The organism is Bacteroides intestinalis (assembly GCF_003464595.1).
Lineage (GTDB): Bacteria > Bacteroidota > Bacteroidia > Bacteroidales > Bacteroidaceae > Bacteroides > Bacteroides intestinalis_A.
In genome coordinates, this window is record NZ_QRZF01000001.1 from 39,202 (window position 1) to 60,942 (window position 21,741).

Consider the following 21,741-nt stretch of genomic DNA (forward strand, 5'->3'; position numbering starts at 1 on the left):
AAACAGAATATGCCATTCTATAAGGAGAGAGCAAAGCTCTCCTCATAAAATGGCATATTTATAACAGTATAGTAAAGTATGTGATTACTTACTGAAATCTCTTGGAGCCGGAACAGGCGGCAATGGCTTACGATCCTGTAATTCCTTCATCACTTCTTCGATAGCCTTATTGAGCTGTTCATCTTCACCATTCCATTCCTTCACCGGATCGTTATCAATCAAGATATCCGGATCGACGCCATGATTTTCAATAATCCACTGGCCTGTTTTCGCATCATAACTGGTGAAGAAAGGAACACGGATATCCGTACCGTCCATATAAGGCAATGGTCCGCTGATACCTACAATACCACCCCAGGTGCGGGTACCGATTAGTTTACCAAGCCCCAATGCACGGAAGCCCCACGGGAAGAGATCACCATCAGAAGCAGAATATTTATTAATCAAACAAACCTTCGGCCCCACTTGCACAGCATCGGGTATAGTACCGACACGCTTCGTACCACGTCCCATCGTCAAGCGGTAAGGTTCGCGAGACAAACGCTCCAGAATCATAGGAGATACATTACCGCCACCATTAGCACGGTCGTCTATAATCAGACCTTCCTTGTCGAGCTGCGGATAGAAATAACGGGAGAACTCGTTCAGACCTTCCGGACCCATATCAGGAATATAGATATAACCGATACGTCCATTGGATGCCTTTTCCACCTTCTTCAGGTTATTCTGTACCCAGTTATAATGATAAAGAGGATATTCATTTTCCAGCGGACTGATGACAATCTTTCTTGCACCTGCCAATTGCGGTTTGCTGTTCAGCGAGATTTCTGTCGGCACATCAGCCTTTCCTACCAGTAAAGCATAGATATTCTTCACCGTATTCGTTGGTATGCCATCAATGGCAACAATGTATTCTCCAGCCTTAGCCTCAATACCCGGTTCAGTAAGCGGAGAGCGCAGTTCCTTACTCCAGGAAGCACCGGGAAGTATCTTATCCAAACGGAAAAAACCACTCTTATCTGCCGACACCTCAGCACCCAGCAAACCAGTCTTGATACGTGCCGGTTTATCCGTTTCACCCGGATTGACGTATGCATGCCCGCAGTTAAGCTCACCAATCATCTCTCCAATGATATAGTTCAGGTCGAGACGCGTCTTTGCATAAGGCAGCAGAACAGAATATTTCTGTTTGATTGCTTTCCAATCCACACCATGCATATTCTCCAGATAAAAGCCATCACGATAAGCACGCCATGCCTCATCGAAGATTTGCGCCCATTCCTTGGGATAATCTATCGTAATGGACATATTATCCATATTGACAGGCGTACTCAGATTAGCCGCTCCTTCCGGTATAGCGGTTACATAAAGCTTGTTGTCCTTGTAGAACAAAGCCTTTTGACTACCCGGAGTAACCGTCATCATAGCACCATCGGCAACCGTTTCTTCTTTCTGACCTTCAAGATCGAAAAACTTCGTTCCGCCATTGCCCCAGTAATATACTTTCTTTCCGTTTGAATAGAAATTAGTATAATAAGAAGCCGACAATGGAAGCTTGATGATACGGTCGGTGATACCTTCCGGATCAAACTTGACGAGTGACGCAGAAGCTGTTTCCTGTTTCGCATCTTTCTTTCCGGCAGTCTTTTCAGCAGCCTTCGGGGCCTCACCCTCACTGTCGTTCTTCATTCCGGCATCTTTCTGTATAAAAGGTGACGGGGTATCTTTCGAGAGCAAAGCAAGATAAACTCCATACATATTATTATAGACATGGTTCCATTCCAACCAGCCGTATGTAGGATTGAAATCGCGGGCAGATGAGAAAATCAGATACTTACCATCCGTACTGAATACCGGTGAAGAAGAATTATACCACTTGTCCGTCACCGGATATTCCTTCTTTCCGGCAATATCATAGACATATACAACAGTTATTTCATTGTCTGCATCACGGGTATAGGTCAGCCATTTGCTATCCGGTGAAAAAGTCACATCCTGTGGTTCCCCCATTGGGTCTTGTAATAGCATAGTCACCTGTCGTGAAGCTACATCCAGCAGATTAATACGATTTTGACGGTCGGTATAAACAATCTTCTTACTGTCCGGACTCCATTCGAAAGAGCGGATATACGTATCATTATTCTTGGTCAGTTGCACCGGATTACCTTCCACTGCATCCTGAAGATAAAGTTCTGTCTCTCCGGTAGCATCCGAGATATAAGCAATGTATTTTCCATCAGGAGACCATTGTGCATCACGTTCGTGGGCACCCGGAGTGCGGGTTATATTTTTCGTCACACCCTTAGTCGAAGGCAGATTAAAGACCTCTCCGCGAGCAGTCACCACTACCCGTTCTCCGTCGGGAGATGCACTGACAGCTGTCAGATACTTGGCTCCATTCTTTATGGCGCTGCGTGCATAGATATTATCCGAAGCAAGACTGATATTGACTCTCTCGGGCTGACGGGTGGCAGCATCCATCTTATAGATATATCCGCCATTCTCAAACACAATGGTATTGCCGGAAGCACTCGGGAACTTCACATCATATTCGGTAAAGTTAGTAACCTTCGACGTCTGTTTTGTCTTCGTATTATAAACAAAGATATTCATGGTGCGGTCACGGTCGGAAAGGAAAAATATATCATCGCCTATCCACATGGGGAAGATATCCTGAGCAACATTATTCGTTATATTCTCCACTGATTTCTTTGCCGGATCGTATATCCAGACATCATCCGCCATACCACCTTTATAATACTTCCAGGTACGGAATTCACGCATGGTACGGTTGTAAGCCAGTCGCTTGCCGTCGGGAGAATAGCTACAGAATCCACCCTCGGGCAAAGGGATAATTTCGGGCATACCACCCTCTTGATTGACAGAATAAAGCTTACCGGAAAAACCGTCACTGATACGGTTACGATAAATGATCTGTTTACCATCCGGTGTCCAGGTCATCACAATATTGTTAGGTCCCATACGATCGCCCAAGTCATCACGGGAATTCGTCGCAGTATACGTCAGGCGTTGTGGTTCTCCACCGGCTGCCGGGATGGTGTATACTTCCGTATTTCCATCATACTGACCGGTAAAAGCAATCGTTTTGCCATCGGGTGAAAAACGAGGGAACATTTCGTAACCCACATGCGAAGTCAGGCGCTGCGCCTCTCCTCCAGTGACAGGTACTCTATACAAATCGCCTGCATACGAGAAAACAATCTCGTTCCCGTTCGTTGCCGGAAAGCGCAATAAACGCGCTTCATCTGCTGCCGAAAGACAGACAGATACACCTACAAGGGCAAATAAGGATAAAAGTAATTTCTTATTCATACTCTTAAAAATTAATTGACTTACAAAAGTATGAAAAGAAAAATAATAATTACACAAAAAGTATACAAAAAGATCAATCCTGCCAATTTTCATTCAATAAAAACTCCGAAATATGCTTGTGCCTCACCCCCTCTATATTGTCCTGCCATATTTCATCCATACTCACTACATATTTGGGATAATGGTCATTAATGGCAAGTAAAGGTGTAAACTCCCTGTCAATGGTGGCCTGCGATGCCAATTGATAAGTGACCTGAACATAAATCTTCTCTTCTCTGCGCAATGCCACGAAATCGACCTCCTTATCATCCTGCTTACCAATGTACACTTTATAGCCTCTCCGCTTCATTTCCCAATATACCACATTTTCCAACGCTCCAGCTATCAGGCGGTCTTTATATCCCATTACCGAGTAAATAAGCGACAAATCACTCACAAAATATTTTTCATTGGTCTGTAGCAATTCTTTCCCTTTTATGTCGTAACGCTGCACACGCTGAATGATAAATGCTCCTTCTAAAGCACTCAAATAGTTATAAATAGTATTAATATCTACCTTACGTTGCTGATTTTTGAAATAATCGGCAATATTCTTTGCATTCAAACGATTACCGATATTATCAAAAACAAATTTCACTATTCGTTCCAGCAGTTCCACATTACGAATGCCATGGCGTTGCACCGTATCACGCAAAATAACAGAAGAATAAATATCATACACAATCTTATAAATGGCCTCATAAGTATAATCAGCCGTATGAATAGCCGGAAAACCACCCATACGCAAATATTTCCGAAACTCCTCATGAATTCCTATTTTATCTTGAAACAAGGACAGACCATGAAAATCCAGATACTCCCTGAAAGAGAGAGTCATTATATGAAAGTCAACATATCGGCCAGCCAAATAAGTAGAAAGTTCTGAAGAAAGCATACGGGAGTTAGAGCCGGTTACATAAATATCCACATCCCAATCTACCATAAACGAATTAACTGCCTTCTCCCAATGTTCCACTTCCTGTATTTCATCCAGAAGAATATAATATTTCTCCTTTGCACTTTTCACCACATTGCTGATATGGATATATAAAGCTTTAGCATTTTTCACATCCATCCATTCGAAACTCTCAAAGTTCATGTAAATGATATGTTTTTTATCCACTCCTCTCTTCATGAGTTCCTCACGGATTAATTGCAAAACAACCGATTTCCCGCAACGACGGATCCCGGCAATCACTTTTACAAAAGGCTGGTCTATAAAGGGAATGATTTGCTGCATGTATAGTTCTCTATCAATCATATCGGCAAAATGTTTTAGGGATTACAACCACAAAGATACACTATTTCCGGAAGACCTTTAGGGTTATACCCCGAAGAAAAGGATTGTTTTCATTTTTTTTTAGGGTTATACCCCGAAAACAATAGCAAAAGCAAGAAAGTCTTCGCCACTTTAAGTACAACTCAACCGATGCTCTGATTATTAACAAATTCTCCGGGTTTGATACCGAATTGCTTTTGGAAACATTTGGCAAAATAAGATGGATTATTAAAACCTACCATATAGCAAATCTCATTGATCCGGTATTTATTCTCTGAGAGCAAGGCAGCAGCTTTCTTTAACCTCACAATCTGAATCAGTTCATTCGGAGTAACATTAGCCAACGTTTTTATTTTGGCAAATAATCCGGAACGACTGATGCAAAGTTCTTCTGCCAGAAAATCAACAGACAGTTCCGAATTTGAGAAGTTTTGCTCTATAATCTCATTGATACGGGTAAGGAATTTATTATCCATAGAGTTATTGGCAATACTGTTCAACGGTACCAATGGCATTTTAGAGAATTTCTGACGCAACAAATTACGCAGATCAAGCAGATTCTTAATACATGCTTCCAGATACTGCACCGAGAAAGGCTTTTCAATATAAGCATCCGCCCCGCAGTCCATACCTTCTATCTTTGAATTCGTATCCGTTTTAGCTGTCAGCAAAATAAACGGTATATGACTGATGGCCTGATCAGCGCGCAAAGCCTTGCAAAGTTCCACTCCATCCATGCGCGGCATCATCCAGTCGCTCACAATCAGGGTCACATCATTCTCTTTCAACTTTTCCAAAGCCTCTATCCCATCTTCAGCCGTAAGAATAGAGTATTGATTAGAGAAATTGCCGGAAAGGAAGTTCAGCATTTCTTCGTTATCATCCACAATCAGCATGACCGGTTTATCCTTAGAAACCGCCGCCGGTAAGCTTTCCGACAAAATATCCTCGGGAATTGCCGGATTCAATCCATTCGCTTCCCCTTCCTGAATTGCCTCCTGACTTTGTTCGATGGGCAATGTTACTATAAAGGACGATCCTTTGTTGACTTCAGACTCCACTTCTATGCAGCCATTATGAGACTCCACAATGCTTTTCACAATACTCAGTCCAATACCTGTACCGGGTTTATTGTCCATGGCCTGATAGAAAGGTTTGAAAATCTTCTTCTGATCCTCCTTACTTATACCGATTCCATTATCCGTTACCCTGATTACAAATGTATGCTGTTCCGGTTGCACCACACACGAAAGGATAACTTCATCTTTTGTATACTTACTTGCATTCGTCAGCAAATTACTGATAAGCTTTGTAACTGCCTCACTATCCACCATAGCCGTAAAATTCGCATCGGGATACTCCACCGTAAGATGGGCACCATGTTGAGTAATGAAAGGATTAAACCGTTCACAAACAGCCTCCAGCAATTGACGAATATTCTGTGAGGTGTATTTCATGGTCATCCCCTCCTGTTCCACTTTGCGGAAGTCCAACAACTGATTTACCAGGAACAATAATCTCTGACTATTACGGTCTATAATATTAAGGTCATCACGCAGCATCGCCGGCATAGGTATGGATGACCTCATAATCTTTTCCAACGGACCAATGATAAGCGAAACCGGAGTACGGATTTCATGAGCTATCATTGTGAAAAACTTAATCTTAGCCTCATGCACCTCTTTCTCTTTATTCACATTCAGTTGCTTAATTTCTGCTGTATGTTTCTTTTCACTCCTTTTCAGCAGAAAGCGGATGAAGAAAGTCAATGCCACACACAACAACAGGAAATAAAGCAATTTGGCCGGTAGACTCCAATAGAAAGGCGGATGAATAACTATTTTCAGGCTTGCTTCCTGCTCGCTCCAGATACCATCGTTGTTAGTAGCTTTCACCTTAAAAGTATAGGTTCCGGCAGGCAGATTGGTATAAGTAGCCTTATTTTGAGGACCTACATAATTCCATTCTTTATCAAAACCCTCCAGTTTATAGGCATACTGATTCTTTTCGGGCGTACAATAGCTCAATGAGGCATAAAGCAAGCTGAATACATGATCTTTATAAGATAATTCCAGCTGTTCCATATGGTTCAGAGCCTTCGGCAACAACTTATCACCTATCCGGATCTCTTTATTGAATACTTCCAGTCCCGTAATAATTACCGGAGGGAGTACCTTGTTCGTTTTAATCTGATAAGGATAGAAAGCATTAAACCCATTTACAGAACCAATGTAGATTTTCCCATCGGAAGCTTTCAAAGCAGCATTCACCAGAAACTGCTCGCTTTGCAATCCGTCGCTTCGTGTAAATACCTGGCAACTTTCTTCGGGAGTATATCGCACCAGCCCTTTTGTAGTAGTCAGCCATAAGACACGCTGATCTTCAATAATGGCACAAATATTACTGCTGGGAATATCCAATGGAATTAATTCAAATTGGTCTTCCTTTGCATTGTATTTGCAAAGTCCGTTCATCGTTCCAATCCACATTTCCCCATTACCATCTATCAATACACAATTCACCTGATCGTTAATCAATGCACCGGGAGCACTGCTATGTACATAATTCGTCCATTCCTGCTTATCCGGATTATACTTGAACAGCCCGTTTCCCTGAGAAGAGAACCAGATATTTCCATCGGCATCCTGATCTATGTCCATGATCCAGGAACCAAGATCTCTTATTCGGGTAAAGTTATCCTCTTCCCTGTTATACAAGTTTACTCCCGACATGGAAGTTACCCAAATACGTGCTTCACGGTCCTTAAAGATAGCATAAGAACTGCTTCTATCAAGGGTAGTGGGATCTCCCGCTTTAGTTGTATAAACCCTGAATACCCCTGTCTTTGTATTCAACACATTAACTCCCCCCGTATAAGTACCAATCCATAAATCATCACCATCCATACAAAGTGCATGTACGTTATGATAAGAAAGACTATTTCTATGCTCATCGGGCAGATAATGAGTAAAGTGTTTATCTTTAGGTGAAAAGCAACTCAAACCACCATCATCAGAGGCAATCCAAATATGCCCGTAAGTGTCTTCACAAAAGCGTCCGATAACAGTTCCATTGACAGAATTGGAAAAACGAGAATGAGCAAAGCACTCAAACTGCCCGGTATTGGGTGACAGATAATTCACACCACCATAGAAAGTTCCTATCCAGATTCCACCTTCACGGTCTTTTACAATAGGATAAACAAAACGATTGGACAAAGAATAAGGATTCGTTTCATCTTCTGTAAATAATTGGTGTTCGCATGTAAGGGTATTAAACAGTAAAAGCCCGTCATCCGAACCTATCAGTAGTTGATGGGGAGCATATTCCATCAAAGAGTGGATATGCATTGCCCCTTTACCGTCCGACGGGTGCAAGTAAGTAGTTGCCTTACCGGTATACCGGTCTATCTTTTGCAAACCACACTCCCAGGTTCCCAACCAGAGTGCATGTTCAGAATCTTCCAGCATAACCAAAGAGTTGGAATCATATCCACCCGTATCGTAGGTAATATGGAAAGGCTCAAATTTATTCTCCGCTTTATTCAACTTAGAAACAGTCGGGTTTCCCCAATTAGTAACAGCCCATATTTGATTTTCACTATCAATCAGCACGCTGGCCATTAACCCATCGGCATCTTTAAACTCATAATGCTCCAGATAATGCTTGGATACATTATATTTGAAGATTCCCTGACCTACGGTTGAAAACCACAAATTACCATCCCTGTCTTCTGCAATATGATTCACATTGGTTTTAATGCTATCTCCTTTAGTAGTCAGAAGCTTAAACGGTTCAAAACTTTCTGTCTCATAATCATAAATATAAACTCCGTCCCCTGTTCCTATCCAAATCCTATCTGTAGTATCGTATAAAAATGAAATGTAATCATTAACTCCTTCCGGATTCAATCTGTATATTTTAATAGTGGTACCGTCATAACGGTTCAGACCATCATCTGTGCCTAACCACATAAAGCCATATTTATCCTGCATAATAGCACGTACAGCGCTGGAGGATAATCCATCTTCTACTGAAAAATGACGAAACCAAAAATCAGTAGAACCGGCAGAAAGCATCAGCGGAACCATAACAGCTATAATCGCAAGGACAATCTTTTTCATTTCTTTACCAGATATTGGTTGAACATAATTCCCAGTACAATCAATATGAGGCCGATATACGTTGTAAACACAATTTGTTCACCCAATATGATTGCAATAAAGAACAAAGACAAGAAGGGAGACAGGTAGCAAAGCTGATTGACCAGTGCCGGATTCGTAGTTTTCCGCATGGCAAGGCTGAAAAAGATGAAAGGGATCCCCATCTCAAATCCGCCGACATACATTCCTGACAAGATACCGGGCAAAGTATTCAAGTGAACACCTACTATCATTGCGCCAACCAGCAAATATGCCGTACCAAACAAAAAGCTCATAAACAGTGCAACGCTACCATCTGTCCGATCCTTAAATTTATTATTTATCATCCAGTACATAGCCCACAACAAGGCACTCAATGCTGCCAACAACAAGCCATGAACAGGTATATTCATGCCACCCGACTGCCCGGTTCCTACAGAAATAAGTACTACTCCACCCAAAGAAATAAACATACCGATATATTTCTTCGGAGGTATGGGCTGATGGGCAAATAGGGCCAGCAAAATTAATAGCACAATAGGCCATGCATAATTGATAGGTTGCGCCACTTGTGCAGGCAGCAGATCATAAGCTTTAAACAACACCAGGTAATAAGCCACCGGATTCAGTAAGCCTAATAATGCAAAATATCCCCATTGCCGGGCAGGCAATGCAGACAATAGTTTCCACTTCTTCTGGAAGGTCAGCAAAAGGGCAAATATGAGTAATGAAGTACAACTGGCTATCAACAACATCTCAAAATGAGTAAGATGCGTCAAAGCAATTTTAAAAGCGGTGGCAACAGTAGACCAACTAAGCACCGCAATACAGGCATAAATGATAGCCCTCGTATTGTTACGACTATTTACATAAGTTGCCCTTGCAAGCATAGCATTTTGTTTATAAAGGTTTACTTCCTGTAACTTTGATGCGATATGGCCATTGGGCATCTTTTTCCTCCGGATTGGGATTCATCCAATGTTCAGTAGGGGCACCCATCACAACCAGCCATAAATGAGTCAAATTATTTACTTTTGGAGCTGTAAAAATAATACTTTTTCCGCTATTATCACTCACATCCCCATAAATAGATTTGCCATCCTCCGTTATAGCTACAAAACCATAACGCCAATCGGCTTTATCCGTATGAATTGCATTATATCCTTCCTTTCCTGCTTCTCCACAGAACTCTACTTTCACTTTCTTTCCCTGTTCAGGTAAAGCTAACGGAATAGCATTAAATCCATAGTTTTCGGGGCAGTTGTCCGGTGCGATTCCATACCATCCGTCCGATAGAGTGGTTAAGCTGGTAGTATATTTATTGGCATACGGTCGAGTTTCTTTCCATACACGAGGAAAATCCCAATTGATAAAATGACGATAAGCATCAAACATTTCATCACAGAACTGCTTCTGATCTAATCCGGCCATCCGCTTGTAAGTTATCACCGGATCTTCTCCCTGCTTACCTTGACGATAGAGTTCGGCAATAAAAGGCAATCCTCGTTTCATACCCCAATATTCCAGTACATAGGGAGAGTGATAGATATTTTCCAAATGGAGATAAGCTTTATGAGTCAGCTTCATGAAAGCATCCCAATGATATTTTTCATCAGTGATCCATTCGGGATTTACTTGCCATAACATCCACTGCGAGGTCATTTCAAAGAAACCGCATCCTCCCCAAGCCTCTCCTTCTCCATCACAACTGATCTGAGCCTGAAAACTATGCCCCAATTCATGGGCTATGCAATTCAGTTTTTTATCCTGCACACGATTGGGAGCAATCCATAATGCACCGATTTCCCCATCATAATCACCACCATAGGCAGTTCCTTCCAAAGAGTAGTTTAGCATGACCATCATACGATACTTATCACACTTTGAACCCGGCTTGGAAAACTTCAAAGTATCCCGGAAAAAACGATAGAAACTTTCCAATTTTTCCGTTAAATTCGACAAATCCACTTCCATATCATGCCCTTCCAACTGAGGAGGATTAGACAGATCATTTCCAAACCCTTTTTCCCAGAAAATGACGAAATTATCAGTATATGCCATGCGGTGATAACTCCATTTACTATCAGGATTTTGAAGATCCATACCCTGCAGGTCTTTGGGGATATAAATTTCTTTGCCGGAAGGCATTGGAACAGATGCTGCCTCTTGCGCTATCAAACTCAGAGAAATCACTAAGATAAAATTAAATAAAAGGATATACTTCTTCATATTATTTTCTATTTTGTTCCTGACGGATAGTTCTTAATAACAGTATCTAAATAGTCGGTACGCTGTTGAAGCCATTGTTTCATTCGAGATATCTCTGTCTGATAATCTTTGTCAATAGGCCAACGTTCAGCATTCCGTTTCATTGCTTCGGAACAAGATGTTACAAAGATATTCGTTTCCTCCCAAAAGTCTGACATTATTTTATCCCTGATTGTTTGCCAACGTGCTTTATACTCACTAACAAAGTGCTTATTTTTAAATAAATCAGTGAAGAAAGAGGGTACATAATAACCTCCGATATGATTGGCAGGATCAGTACCTAATACCAATTCACGATAACTAGTGAAAAAATTGTGTCCGGTATACATAGTTCCCCAATCGAAGTCAAAACCGGCATCAAAGTCCCAAAGCGGCCCCATTGTCCAGAGTCCTTCTTTGTCTTTATGCATATAAATACTACGAGGGGCATCCACTTCCACATTATAGACTAACTCCTGTATCAGCATATAGTCAATAAACGAAGCAATATTCATTAATTTAGAGGTTGCTTCATAATTACATTCATATATGCTTTGTTCCAACCGGGCAAAATCATTTTGTACTACTTTCAGTTGGTTAGTAGTCGCATCCTCAGGATATTTCACACAGATGGGCATCTTGTAAACTGTCGACCAGAAATTATCCCCTCCATCCGGATTAAGCTCCGGTCCGTCATCCGCATCCAGCGAGATCAGCATTCCTTGCTCATCATCCACCGCTACACGACTACTGCCCTGTTCAACTTGTTCGGTCAATTGATAAAGTCCAATATAATCCCCATTCAGTGTGACTTCTACATAACGAGAATGGTTAATATAAGGAAGTTCCAATTGTTGTCCTGCTATAAAAGTGAAGGTATTCATCATGTGAGTTGGATCCCGATAATTAGCCAACAGTACCCAATCCTTCTCAGTAGCCAATCCGAGTATCTCTGACTTCTTATCCAGTTTAATGCGATAAGGTTTCTTAGGATACCATAACCATGTGGAGTTTCCACGTCCGCGAATACGTCCGGTTCCTGTATAATTCCATTCTTCTTTTTTCGACTCAATGGTGAGGGTACAGTTTACATAGTCCTTCTTATCTTTTGAGATGATAGGGGCAGCATTCTCGGTGGTGATAGCCAGTTGTGCAACTTGATATTGAGCATCCACAACTTCACTTGTATCTGGTATATCTGGTTCTACAGGCGCAGAGTCATCTGAGCAATTTACCAAGAACGCAGATAAACATATCAAGCCAAAAATATTTGCTAATTTCATTGTATTTTTATTTAATGCAGGAGAGAAATGATATCCAAGCGCATAAGATAAAAAAGGAGGAATAAAAGGATTTACTTTTATTTCCTCCCATTTCCACATATAACCTAATACCTATTTATGACTTTCCTCTGTTGGAATGATATCAGAAAGTTCAATAGTATAAACATAAGTTTTGTTTCTCATTTTTGAATTGGAGATTATTTGGTGCTTCATTGCAGTTTTCCCACTAAAAGTAATTGTTCCCACATAATCCTCATACTCTTTTTTCATGTTGGACACAATCATATAAGCTCCTTCTTCGTCACCCAAATGGATAAACATATTATCTTGTTCTCTTTCCGGAAAAATAATCCATTCTTTTGTATCTTCATCATATGACAACTTTCCTAATAAATTTGCAACATTAAAAGCCTGTCTATCTTTGGCATCGGGCACAAAGATTTCCGATTCATCCACCTGCTTTTTACTCCCACTATCGTTATCGCCGCAAGATGTCAGAGTAAAAGTTAATAAATACAGCAAACAAAAGAGCAAAGGCATTGCTAATGAAAAATTAAATAAACGAGTCATAATCATGTTTTTAAGGTTATCAAATTTATTATTAAAAGAAGGAAGATGAAAGAATACTTTTTCTTCCTTCCCTAAGATTTTCTTCAAAACTGTAGATTTAACACAAAAGTAGCTTTATATTGCATGCCATTCTTGGTATATACCAACGATGGTTTTACTACATACTTCTTTCCAGCCACACTACTTCCCGGTTTATGACCATATTTAAAAACGAATGCATCTTTATCATATTCAATCCAAATGGGATCATTATTCCCCCATGAGCCTTGATTACCTTCAGTTGTACAGTAAAATCCACCATTAGCCGTATAGGTATAAGAGTAAGTTCCATCCGTTTGTAGCAAACCAAAAGCTATTTTTCCTTCAGCAGGATTTGATGTTTGCCCGTTTGCAATGGTTAATGTATTTCCACTCAGTACACTGGGTTGCATAACAAAAGCTTGCGCCAGTTTTTGAATATCTCCATTCGACTGCAAATCAATAACCCCCAGATCATAACCTTCTGTTGTAGCATTACAATTGAAGCTATAAGTAAACTCCGCATCTTTAGGATCGGCATTCGTGTCAATATTAAAACTCCCCAAAAGATCAGTACCGTTAAATTTCACCTTATAAGGCCATTGTTCATCAGTTAACTCTTTTTCGTCCCATGGGTTCGCTTTGTATTGATTGGGAGCTCCTAATACCACAAAATACAACTTGTCGGTATTAGCAGGAATAGTAAAGTTTACAGAATTTACTGCTTTCTGATTCATTTCTCCATATACACGAGTACCGTCAGTTTTCAAAGCAACAAAACCATAACGCCATCCTGCGTTGCTTGCAGTTCCTGCATTGTATTTATTTACATTCCCTTTCACTGCTTCCGACTCCATATATTCACCCGGATCATCAATAGCTAAAGCAGAACCCGGTGCCAACCCTTCAAAATTAACAGTAATAGCAGTGCCTGCCTCTGGCACGTTCAACGCTATAACATTGAAACCTGTGGAACCCGGACAACTGGCATAAGCAACCTGATAATAATTATCCTCAATCTGATAGAGTTTAGTAGAATATTTCCCAATATACCCATCAGCATAATTGCGAATGACATCAATATCAAAAGTAGCCATTCGTACAGCATAATCATATAGTTCTGTTTTCATGGCCTCCCATTGGTTACCACAATACAAACGCATATATGTTCCGATAGCATCTTCTGGAGAAGCTGAACGTTTCCATATTTCACCTACAGTTTCAATGCCATGTTTTTGTGTCCAGTAGTACTGCAGCCAATAACTAGCATAACGCATCCATTCATGTTCAAAGTGACGGTGACAATTAGCCAACCATACATCAAAGTGGTAATTAGCAAACAATTGTTCTGGATAATCCTGATAAGATTGCCACTGTGCGCACTGTTCCCAGAATCCATTACCACCATTACTGCCTTCGTAGCCATAACGGAAACCATGCTTAAAATCATTAGGCTCACCCTGCAGTATCTTATCACAATAAACCTGATACTGGAAACTATGTCCAATTTCATGAGCAATAGTAGAACCTACCGGCTGACAAGTACTGGGATTCACCCACAAAGCACCAATTGTATTATCATAGCCAGAGCCTGTTGCAAGCCATTCAGTCTGATACAACAAGTAAATTTCCATTTTATATTTGTCCAAATAAGATTTACCTTGTCCCAGTTCAGCAAATTTCAGCTTTTCAATATTTGTTTTATAGAATTGTTCTGCTTTTTCCAATAAATCATTGATATCCACACGCAAAGCTGCATCTACAGCTGCTGCATTTGGATCGTCTCCGAAGCCTGCTTCCCAAAATACAAAGAAATGTTCACTCTGTTTGCTCCGGAACCAAGACCATTTGGCATCGCTGCGAAGCATGTTCATACTACTGAATTCTTCAGGTTTATAATACTTGTCAAAATCTTGAATATCAGCTTCATCCATAATTAATAAAGAAGTACCGGCTTGTGCTACACTAATTTCCTGTTTTGTAGTACCACAGGTTAAAATAACTGTAGCTGTACGAGCTTCTTTATTAGTATTTTTTTTCAAGGTTAGCCCTATTTTCATCATTCCACCAATCCCCTTATCAGCAGAGAGAGTTAACCAACTCGCAGCATTAGTTTCTTTCAGAGCTGCAGTCCATGACGCCAAAGCAGTAAAACTAACAGACGTATAGGTATCCTCTGCTTCTAATGAAAAAGAGAGTTGGTCTTCATTAACGGTTATCATATTTTCCCCTGTACCTTCTTCTTTGTCATCACTACATCCTACAAAGAAGAAAGGGTAAACCATCATTATCAGGCACATTAACATTTGACCAATAAGTTTTGTCAAGAGTTCTTTTTTTATACTTCTCATAGTGTTAGTATATATAGCAGGGAATAGAATAACTCTACTCCCTACAGTTTACATTTATTATTCAGCTTTTGCTCCTACCTTAACGGTTAAATTCACTGTTACAACGCCTCCATTACAAGAGATGATATATTTAGAAGCCACCGCAGTATTAGGTAAACAGCTTTCCGGATGGTTACCAGCATACAAATAAAGCGCCGTTTCCGAACTTCCGAGACAACAGAATACCACACTCTCCGTACCATAACTACAAACTTCACCGGTTGCATTAAGCCAATATCCTGGAGCATCACTAGTATATGTCGGATCTTCTTCACTGACTTTACCACAATATATTTTCAAATCACCGCTAATTCTTGCCTTGTGAATTTGATAAGTAGTCATTTTGAAAGCCTCACGAAGTACATCCTTCACATCAAACTGTACATTGCTAAATGTATCATCCCACGATTTCTCAATAGTAACATCCAATACTTTATCTGTAGTTGGTTCCCCTACAGGAGGAGTTTCCGGATCTTCATACGCAACGATATTAACGGTAATATTCAACATTACTATTTTATTGTTTGCTAAGAAGCCATATTTTGCAGTTACACTGTATCCACCTTCCAATGCATTTGGCATTTGTCCTACATATAAAACGTCCAAATCTTCCTCTTCAACGTCATCACCCAATCCATAATATTCCACATATATTCCAGCGCCATCCCCATGAGAACCGGCAAAACCATTAAGATCGTACCAGAAGCCATTAGTAGCACTCGTTTCTTGCGCATAACTCCCATCAGAATTAACACCGATAATTTGTACATCTTCTAAAGAGGATATTCCCAAATCACTCAATACTTTTGCTCGATCAAACGCTATTGGATCTGAATCATAAGTTGATCTCGGATTCATTGTCACAGTTAAATCCTGTGTACTAACAATCGTAGCACTTATCTGTCCTTTTTCTTTGGGCTTCGCGGTAATAACAACTGCAATACGCTTTTCTTGATACTTCAAGCACTCAATAAACTTAACATCTTTACCAACTTCCAGTTTGCCAGGCATTTGTCCTACATTGAAGTATCCTCCTTCTGCATCATATTCTGCAAAAACTCTTGCATTATCTCCCCAAGAAGCTGTATTACCATCTTTATCCCACCAATGTCCCCAATAAGAGTTGGTATTAGAATTCGTCATATTATCAGCATGTGTAGTGCCTTCAATACAGAAACCTGTGATATCTGGGGCATCTTCATAAGGTTTATCCGATCCCATATTGGCAATACCATGTGCCAATTGAGTCGGAGTTATTCCAAATAAATCAGCGATCTTAACCGTATCAATATAAACATATACACCATCATATCCATTAGCAAGAATTGTTATTTCAGCATCATATTCAAGAATCAAATCAGCATTAATAGAATTCTTCTGCGCCTCTTTTATAGAATCTTGACGCGCCAATTCTGCTATTTCTTCAGCAGTAAGGATGTGTTCACTCCATATATCCGTATTATCACCACACCCTGCCAAACCGGACATTAGTAAGGCAAAGCATACAAGGTAAAAATATATCTTTTTCATATTATTCTATTTTTTAGGGTTATCACTTATTCAGTAGCTCCAGTATAACCTGTATTTTGCTTCAGATTAATATTAGATCTCATTGCCTGTTCTGGAATCGGGAAGTAATTCCAATGAGATTCCGTAGTAGCATCCTTACAGAACCATGATTTACCATTGTATACACTACGTCCATCAGTCATCTTAAAACGAATCAGATCTTGGCGACGATGTTGTTCACCTACAAACTCCCAGCCCAGATCATCCAATAAACCACCTAATTCAATGTCTGCACCACCTTCCGTAGTAGATACATAAGAAGCCGGATCCCAGTTTGCATAACCTTCACAGGTATATTCACGGTGACCATAATTATAGCAACTTCCTCCTTTTAATTGAGCTACGGAACGAACGGCTTTTGTGGCTGCATCAAATGAGCGTTTACGAACTTCAGTCACCAAGTCGGCAGCAGTTTGCTCGTCACGTCCTAAACGAAGTAAACACTCAGCCTTAATAAACATTGCATCAGCCAAACGGAAAACAGGTATATCATCAGCAATTGTGCCATACTCTCCTGCTACGATTTCATACTTCACCATGCGATATCCTTCCTGCTTATAAGCACCCGGTACATCAATAGAATGTACATTCTTATTATAGTTCAGAATACCTTCACCTGCCCAATCATCTTCAGCATACTCTATATAATCACCTGCCTGTGAAGTATAAGTGCCATCAGAATTCTTCACTGCTTTCTTCTGCTTACCACCTGTCCAAGTATCTGTTAAACGGTTATCTGCCGCATCGTACGAATCAATGAACTGTGGAACAGCACAACTACCATTGGTTGCATTAGCCGTACATCCAAAAGCCTCCAGACCTACCTGTGGAAAAGAGTAAGTATGCAATAAGAAATGTTTCGCGTGAGTTCTATCTTGCGGTATTGCAAATATTATCTCCGGATTATCATCTATGTTCTCACGGAAACAATCACTATATTTGGGAGCTAAAGTGTAACCACCATTATCAATAATGTCATTCACCTCAAGCAATGCTGCTTCATAACCATCATTACCAGTTGTACCCAGATAGACATTTTTATTTAAATAGAGTTTAGCAAGTGCCATGCAAACTGACCAACGATTACCATAACCAAAATATTTGTCAGTACCGATATCTTCTTTAATCTCCGTCAATTCTTTTACACAGAATTCATAGACTTCTTGTGTAGTATTCTGTTCTGGCAGGTATCCATCTGGTACATCCAAAGTCGTTTCTATAGGTACATTACGGAAATAATCCAATAGTTGATAATAAGTCATAGCACGAAAGAATCGCATCTGGGCACGGTCTGCTGCATTTTCTGCAGGCATTACATCAAGCACTTTATTACAATAACCAATACATCCAAAAGCAAAATTCCAAATATTCTCAGCATGCCCTAAATTATAATTCCAATCATGCTTATGAAGATTTACATAAACATCTCCCCAACCTATACCTACACGAAAAGGAACCATATACTGATCTGTACATTGTTCGTTCAACTCCCAAGAACCAAACCAAGAACAATGCATATAGCGATATTGCGCTATGGCCTGTCCCATCAATGAAGCAACATCTTTCTCGCTATCAAAATCAATATTCGTATCATTCAGTGTACTATATAGATTTTCTGTCAAATCAGTGCAAGCAGTCAGACTCAGCATACTGCTAGCCATCAATCCCATAAGGGTATTTTTTAAATATCTTTTCATAATCAGTTTCTATTAAAAGGTAAGATTCATGCCAACCGTAAACGACCGAGTAGTAGGATATTTATCCTGATAGTCAATACCCGGTGACATAAAGTTATTAGATACTTCAGGATCAATGCCTGAATAACCAGTAATACAGAATACGTTTTCTGCCGACAAATAGAGACGTGCGTAATTAATAAACTTTTTAATCTTTCCTGCCAGAGGCAGTTCATACCCCAGAGTTACATTGGTTAGTTTCACGAAATCACCTTTCTCTAAATGATCACTCCAGAATCCTTGCCCCATAGAGTTGGATAAACGTACCATTTTTTGTTTGCCAGTAGCTTCGTCAATATAAGGTGTTCCATCCGTATTTATAGCCGAATAATAATTGGCTGCTGATTTCAAACGATTGTAAGCTACAGAGTTATTTTCGTAATAACAACGTTGCGCATTTAAAATTTTATATCCAAACTGTCCGGTAAACTGTAAGCTCAAATCAAAACTTTTATACCTGAAATTATTAGCCCAACCTGCATATACTTTGGGTAAGCCACTTCCCAGACGTTGACGATTTTCTTTCACATTCAAATTCGTATTGAATTCTTTAACAGCCCAACCACCTTTACCGTCAGATACTTCGACCAAAACAACACCATCTTTACTAACACCTACAGATTTCAATCCCCAGAAATCACCGAGACTTTTACCAACCTCCATACAGTGAGTAGCAACGGTAATAGGTTCACCTAATCCACCAACCTCATGAAATGTTTCCGTTTCATATAAATCATTACTCAAACTTAACAGTTTATTCTTATTATGAGATAATGTCAATGTGGTATTCCATTCAAAATCTCTCGTACGTACAGGAATAGCATTAATCATTATTTCAATACCATTGTTACGCATCTTACCAACATTGGCTGTAGTAGAACTGTACAAGTTGGGCGGAACGGGTACACTATAATCATACAACAAATCAGAAGTTGTTTTCACATAATAATCTACACTACCACTCAATCTCTCATTCAGCAAACTCCAGTCCAAACCAAAATTATATTCCTTTGTCGTTTCCCACTTCAGGTCTTTGTTCGGATTTTGAGCAACTTTAAGAGTCTGTATCCAATCCCCTTCCTTATTCATTATATCACCATAGGAATCATAATTATAAGTATACTGAGATAGGTAATTAGTAGTTGGGATTACTCCCGTAACACCATAACCTACACGCAACTTCAAATTATTCAGCCAAGTCTGATCTTTCATAAATTCCTCATTGCTGATAGTCCAACCCAAAGATACTGATGGGAAAGTACCCCAACGATGATTTGATCCAAAGCGAGTAGAACCTTCACGACGTACGCTAATCAAAGCGTTATAACGATTATCATAACCATAACTTACACGACCGAAAAATCCGATCAATTTATCATCACTTTTTGAGGAGCTCATACCCGCATGACGATCTTCCTCTGTAAGCAAAGTTCCTATACCTAAGTTGTTGTATAAGTATGCTTCAGTCGGAAAATTACCGTTACTTGCACTGAAACCATCATACACATTATACAAATAGCTATAACCTACCAATGCAGATACACGATGTTTATCAATATTAAAATCATATTTAGAAGTCAATTCTATATTATCATTACGTGAAGCTGATTCACTTTTGCTGGCAGAGCCATTGTAGTCATTCTGTGTCACTAATGAATAATGCTTACTGGTAGTATAGCTTTCTCCAGTATAAACATTTTCTTTCATTGATACCATCAAATTTGTTTGCCAACCTTTGATAGGTTCAAAAGTGATGTTACCACTTAAACGATAAAAACGGTTACGCCCATCACCAATATACTCATCTTGAATTCCACGCGGGTTATAGTAATACAATAAATTCAGATTTTCATTATAAGAACCATCTTCATTATATATCGGAGAAGATGGGTTGCGAATAATAGCCTGACGATAAGCATAGGTATTATTATTCAGTGTGTAAGTTTGACGGGTAACCAAAGCATTTACATTAAACTTTAACCAATCATTTAATGCATATTGTGTGAAGTCAAGTTGCATCTTCAAATTACGGTTATCACTCTTACGCATAATTCCCTGCTCATCACTATAAGTCACATTGGCAGAATAAGTAGAATTTTTAGAACCTCCATCCAAAGTTAATGAATGATTTTGTCTATAACCTGCTTTACGAGTAATAGCAGCCAACCAATCTGTATCATAACCTTCATAATTGAAAGAAGTCATACCATAGAGCACATCATGCGTATCCATAAAATCTGATTTCTTTGTCCAGTTAGAGAAAGAAACATATCCAGAATAGTTAGCACTCGCATGAGAATCACGTTTTCCACTTTTCGTAGTAATCAAAATCACACCATTTGCACCACGCGTACCATAAATTGCAGCAGCTGAAGCATCTTTCAACACATCAATAGAAGCAATGTTTTCAGGAGCCACTGTTGTCAGTGAACCTTCTACACCATCTACTAAAACTAATGGAGTAACACTACCTTTAACTGTTGTAAGACCACGTAACATGATGCTGGAAGTTTCTGTTGGATCACCTGACGATTTTACAATACTCAAACCTGCGATTTTACCTTTTACCAACTCAGCAGCATCGCCAATCTTACCAATTGTAAAGTCTTCCGCTTTCACACTCGTAATAGCACTCGTTACATCGCCTTTACGTTGCGTACCATAACCAATAACCACAACTTCATCAATCATTTTAGAATCTTCCTGAAGAGTTGCATTTATTTTTCTATTAGCTCCTACTGAAAATTCCTGCGTTTCATAGCCAATGTAAGAGATTACCAAAACAGACTTAGGGCCTTTTACTTTCAGCGTATATTCTCCATCAATATTGGTAATTACACCGTTAGATGTCCCCTTCTCAAGAACATTAGCACCAATAACTGGTTCACCTTCCTTATCTTTTACAACACCTGTGATTGTAATAGTCTGTTGCTGTACAATCTCAGTCCCCATAGTTTCTGTCATTTCCGGAAATGCAAATGCCGGACTAACACTGGCACCTGCTGCAAGAAAAAGACAGGTTGTCGCCTTTAAGACAGCTTTGCTGAACAAGGCTCGATTTTCATGTGTCTTCATATTACATCTTTAATTAAAAGGTTAATATTTTATTACAAGTTACAAATTCTTAATTTTTAA

At 39.7% G+C, this 21,741-nt stretch carries 11 protein-coding genes; all 11 read right to left on the reverse strand.

Annotated features, from left to right (window positions below):
* Positions 1-84 precede the first annotated feature (84 nt).
* The 11 genes from DWW10_RS00175 to DWW10_RS00225 all read right to left on the reverse strand — a co-directional run bounded on the left by DWW10_RS00175 (position 85) and on the right by DWW10_RS00225 (position 21,681).
* Complete coding sequence (locus DWW10_RS00175; RefSeq protein ID WP_022394000.1) at positions 85-3,333, reverse strand: S41 family peptidase; 3,249 nt, start codon at positions 3,331-3,333, stop codon at positions 85-87.
* 73 nt (positions 3,334-3,406) lie between these two features.
* Entirely contained in the window at positions 3,407-4,633 is a 1,227-nt protein-coding gene (locus DWW10_RS00180; RefSeq protein WP_022393999.1) for an ATP-binding protein, read from the reverse strand.
* 161 nt (positions 4,634-4,794) lie between these two features.
* On the reverse strand, positions 4,795-8,775 hold the full coding sequence (locus tag DWW10_RS00185; protein ID WP_118420612.1) for a hybrid sensor histidine kinase/response regulator transcription factor: 3,981 nt from the start codon (positions 8,773-8,775) through the stop codon (positions 4,795-4,797).
* Positions 8,772-9,683: a DMT family transporter gene (locus DWW10_RS00190; RefSeq protein ID WP_022393997.1), complete on the reverse strand. Its 912-nt coding sequence runs from the start codon at positions 9,681-9,683 to the stop codon at positions 8,772-8,774. Before DWW10_RS00190 ends, DWW10_RS00185 begins: the two co-directional genes overlap by 4 nt.
* A gap of 10 nt (positions 9,684-9,693) precedes the next feature.
* Entirely contained in the window at positions 9,694-11,022 is a 1,329-nt protein-coding gene (locus tag DWW10_RS00195; protein WP_022393996.1) for a DUF6055 domain-containing protein, read from the reverse strand.
* A gap of 8 nt (positions 11,023-11,030) precedes the next feature.
* Positions 11,031-12,323: a CotH kinase family protein gene (locus tag DWW10_RS00200; RefSeq protein ID WP_182021337.1), complete on the reverse strand. Its 1,293-nt coding sequence runs from the start codon at positions 12,321-12,323 to the stop codon at positions 11,031-11,033.
* Positions 12,324-12,434: 111 nt separating this feature from the next.
* Complete coding sequence (locus DWW10_RS00205; RefSeq protein WP_118420613.1) at positions 12,435-12,980, reverse strand: hypothetical protein; 546 nt, start codon at positions 12,978-12,980, stop codon at positions 12,435-12,437.
* Positions 12,977-15,262: a DUF6055 domain-containing protein gene (locus tag DWW10_RS00210; RefSeq protein ID WP_259320390.1), complete on the reverse strand. Its 2,286-nt coding sequence runs from the start codon at positions 15,260-15,262 to the stop codon at positions 12,977-12,979. The genes DWW10_RS00205 and DWW10_RS00210 overlap by 4 nt, the downstream gene beginning before the upstream one ends.
* A gap of 57 nt (positions 15,263-15,319) precedes the next feature.
* Positions 15,320-16,831 carry a DUF4859 domain-containing protein gene (locus tag DWW10_RS00215; protein ID WP_022393992.1) on the reverse strand — a complete coding sequence of 504 codons (1,512 nt, stop codon included), beginning with the start codon at positions 16,829-16,831 and terminating at the stop codon, positions 15,320-15,322.
* A gap of 26 nt (positions 16,832-16,857) precedes the next feature.
* Entirely contained in the window at positions 16,858-18,567 is a 1,710-nt protein-coding gene (locus DWW10_RS00220) for a RagB/SusD family nutrient uptake outer membrane protein (RefSeq protein WP_233560228.1), read from the reverse strand.
* Between the two features lie 12 nt (positions 18,568-18,579).
* Positions 18,580-21,681, reverse strand: coding sequence for a SusC/RagA family TonB-linked outer membrane protein (locus DWW10_RS00225; RefSeq protein ID WP_022393990.1), 3,102 nt, complete (start codon positions 21,679-21,681; stop codon positions 18,580-18,582).
* Positions 21,682-21,741 lie beyond the last annotated feature (60 nt).

Excerpts from the sequence above, each read along its gene's own strand:
- DWW10_RS00175 (WP_022394000.1), bottom strand. The coding sequence starts at position 3,333 with ATGAATAAGAAATTACTTTTATCCTTATTTGCCCTTGTAGGTGTATCT.
- DWW10_RS00180 (WP_022393999.1), bottom strand. The coding sequence starts at position 4,633 with ATGATTGATAGAGAACTATACATGCAGCAAATCATTCCCTTTATAGAC.
- DWW10_RS00185 (WP_118420612.1), bottom strand. The coding sequence starts at position 8,775 with ATGAAAAAGATTGTCCTTGCGATTATAGCTGTTATGGTTCCGCTGATG.
- DWW10_RS00190 (WP_022393997.1), bottom strand. The coding sequence starts at position 9,683 with ATGCTTGCAAGGGCAACTTATGTAAATAGTCGTAACAATACGAGGGCT.
- DWW10_RS00195 (WP_022393996.1), bottom strand. The coding sequence starts at position 11,022 with ATGAAGAAGTATATCCTTTTATTTAATTTTATCTTAGTGATTTCTCTG.
- DWW10_RS00200 (WP_182021337.1), bottom strand. The coding sequence starts at position 12,323 with ATGAAATTAGCAAATATTTTTGGCTTGATATGTTTATCTGCGTTCTTG.
- DWW10_RS00210 (WP_259320390.1), bottom strand. The coding sequence starts at position 15,262 with ATGAGAAGTATAAAAAAAGAACTCTTGACAAAACTTATTGGTCAAATG.
- DWW10_RS00215 (WP_022393992.1), bottom strand. The coding sequence starts at position 16,831 with ATGAAAAAGATATATTTTTACCTTGTATGCTTTGCCTTACTAATGTCC.
- DWW10_RS00220 (WP_233560228.1), bottom strand. The coding sequence starts at position 18,567 with ATGAAAAGATATTTAAAAAATACCCTTATGGGATTGATGGCTAGCAGT.
- DWW10_RS00225 (WP_022393990.1), bottom strand. The coding sequence starts at position 21,681 with ATGAAGACACATGAAAATCGAGCCTTGTTCAGCAAAGCTGTCTTAAAG.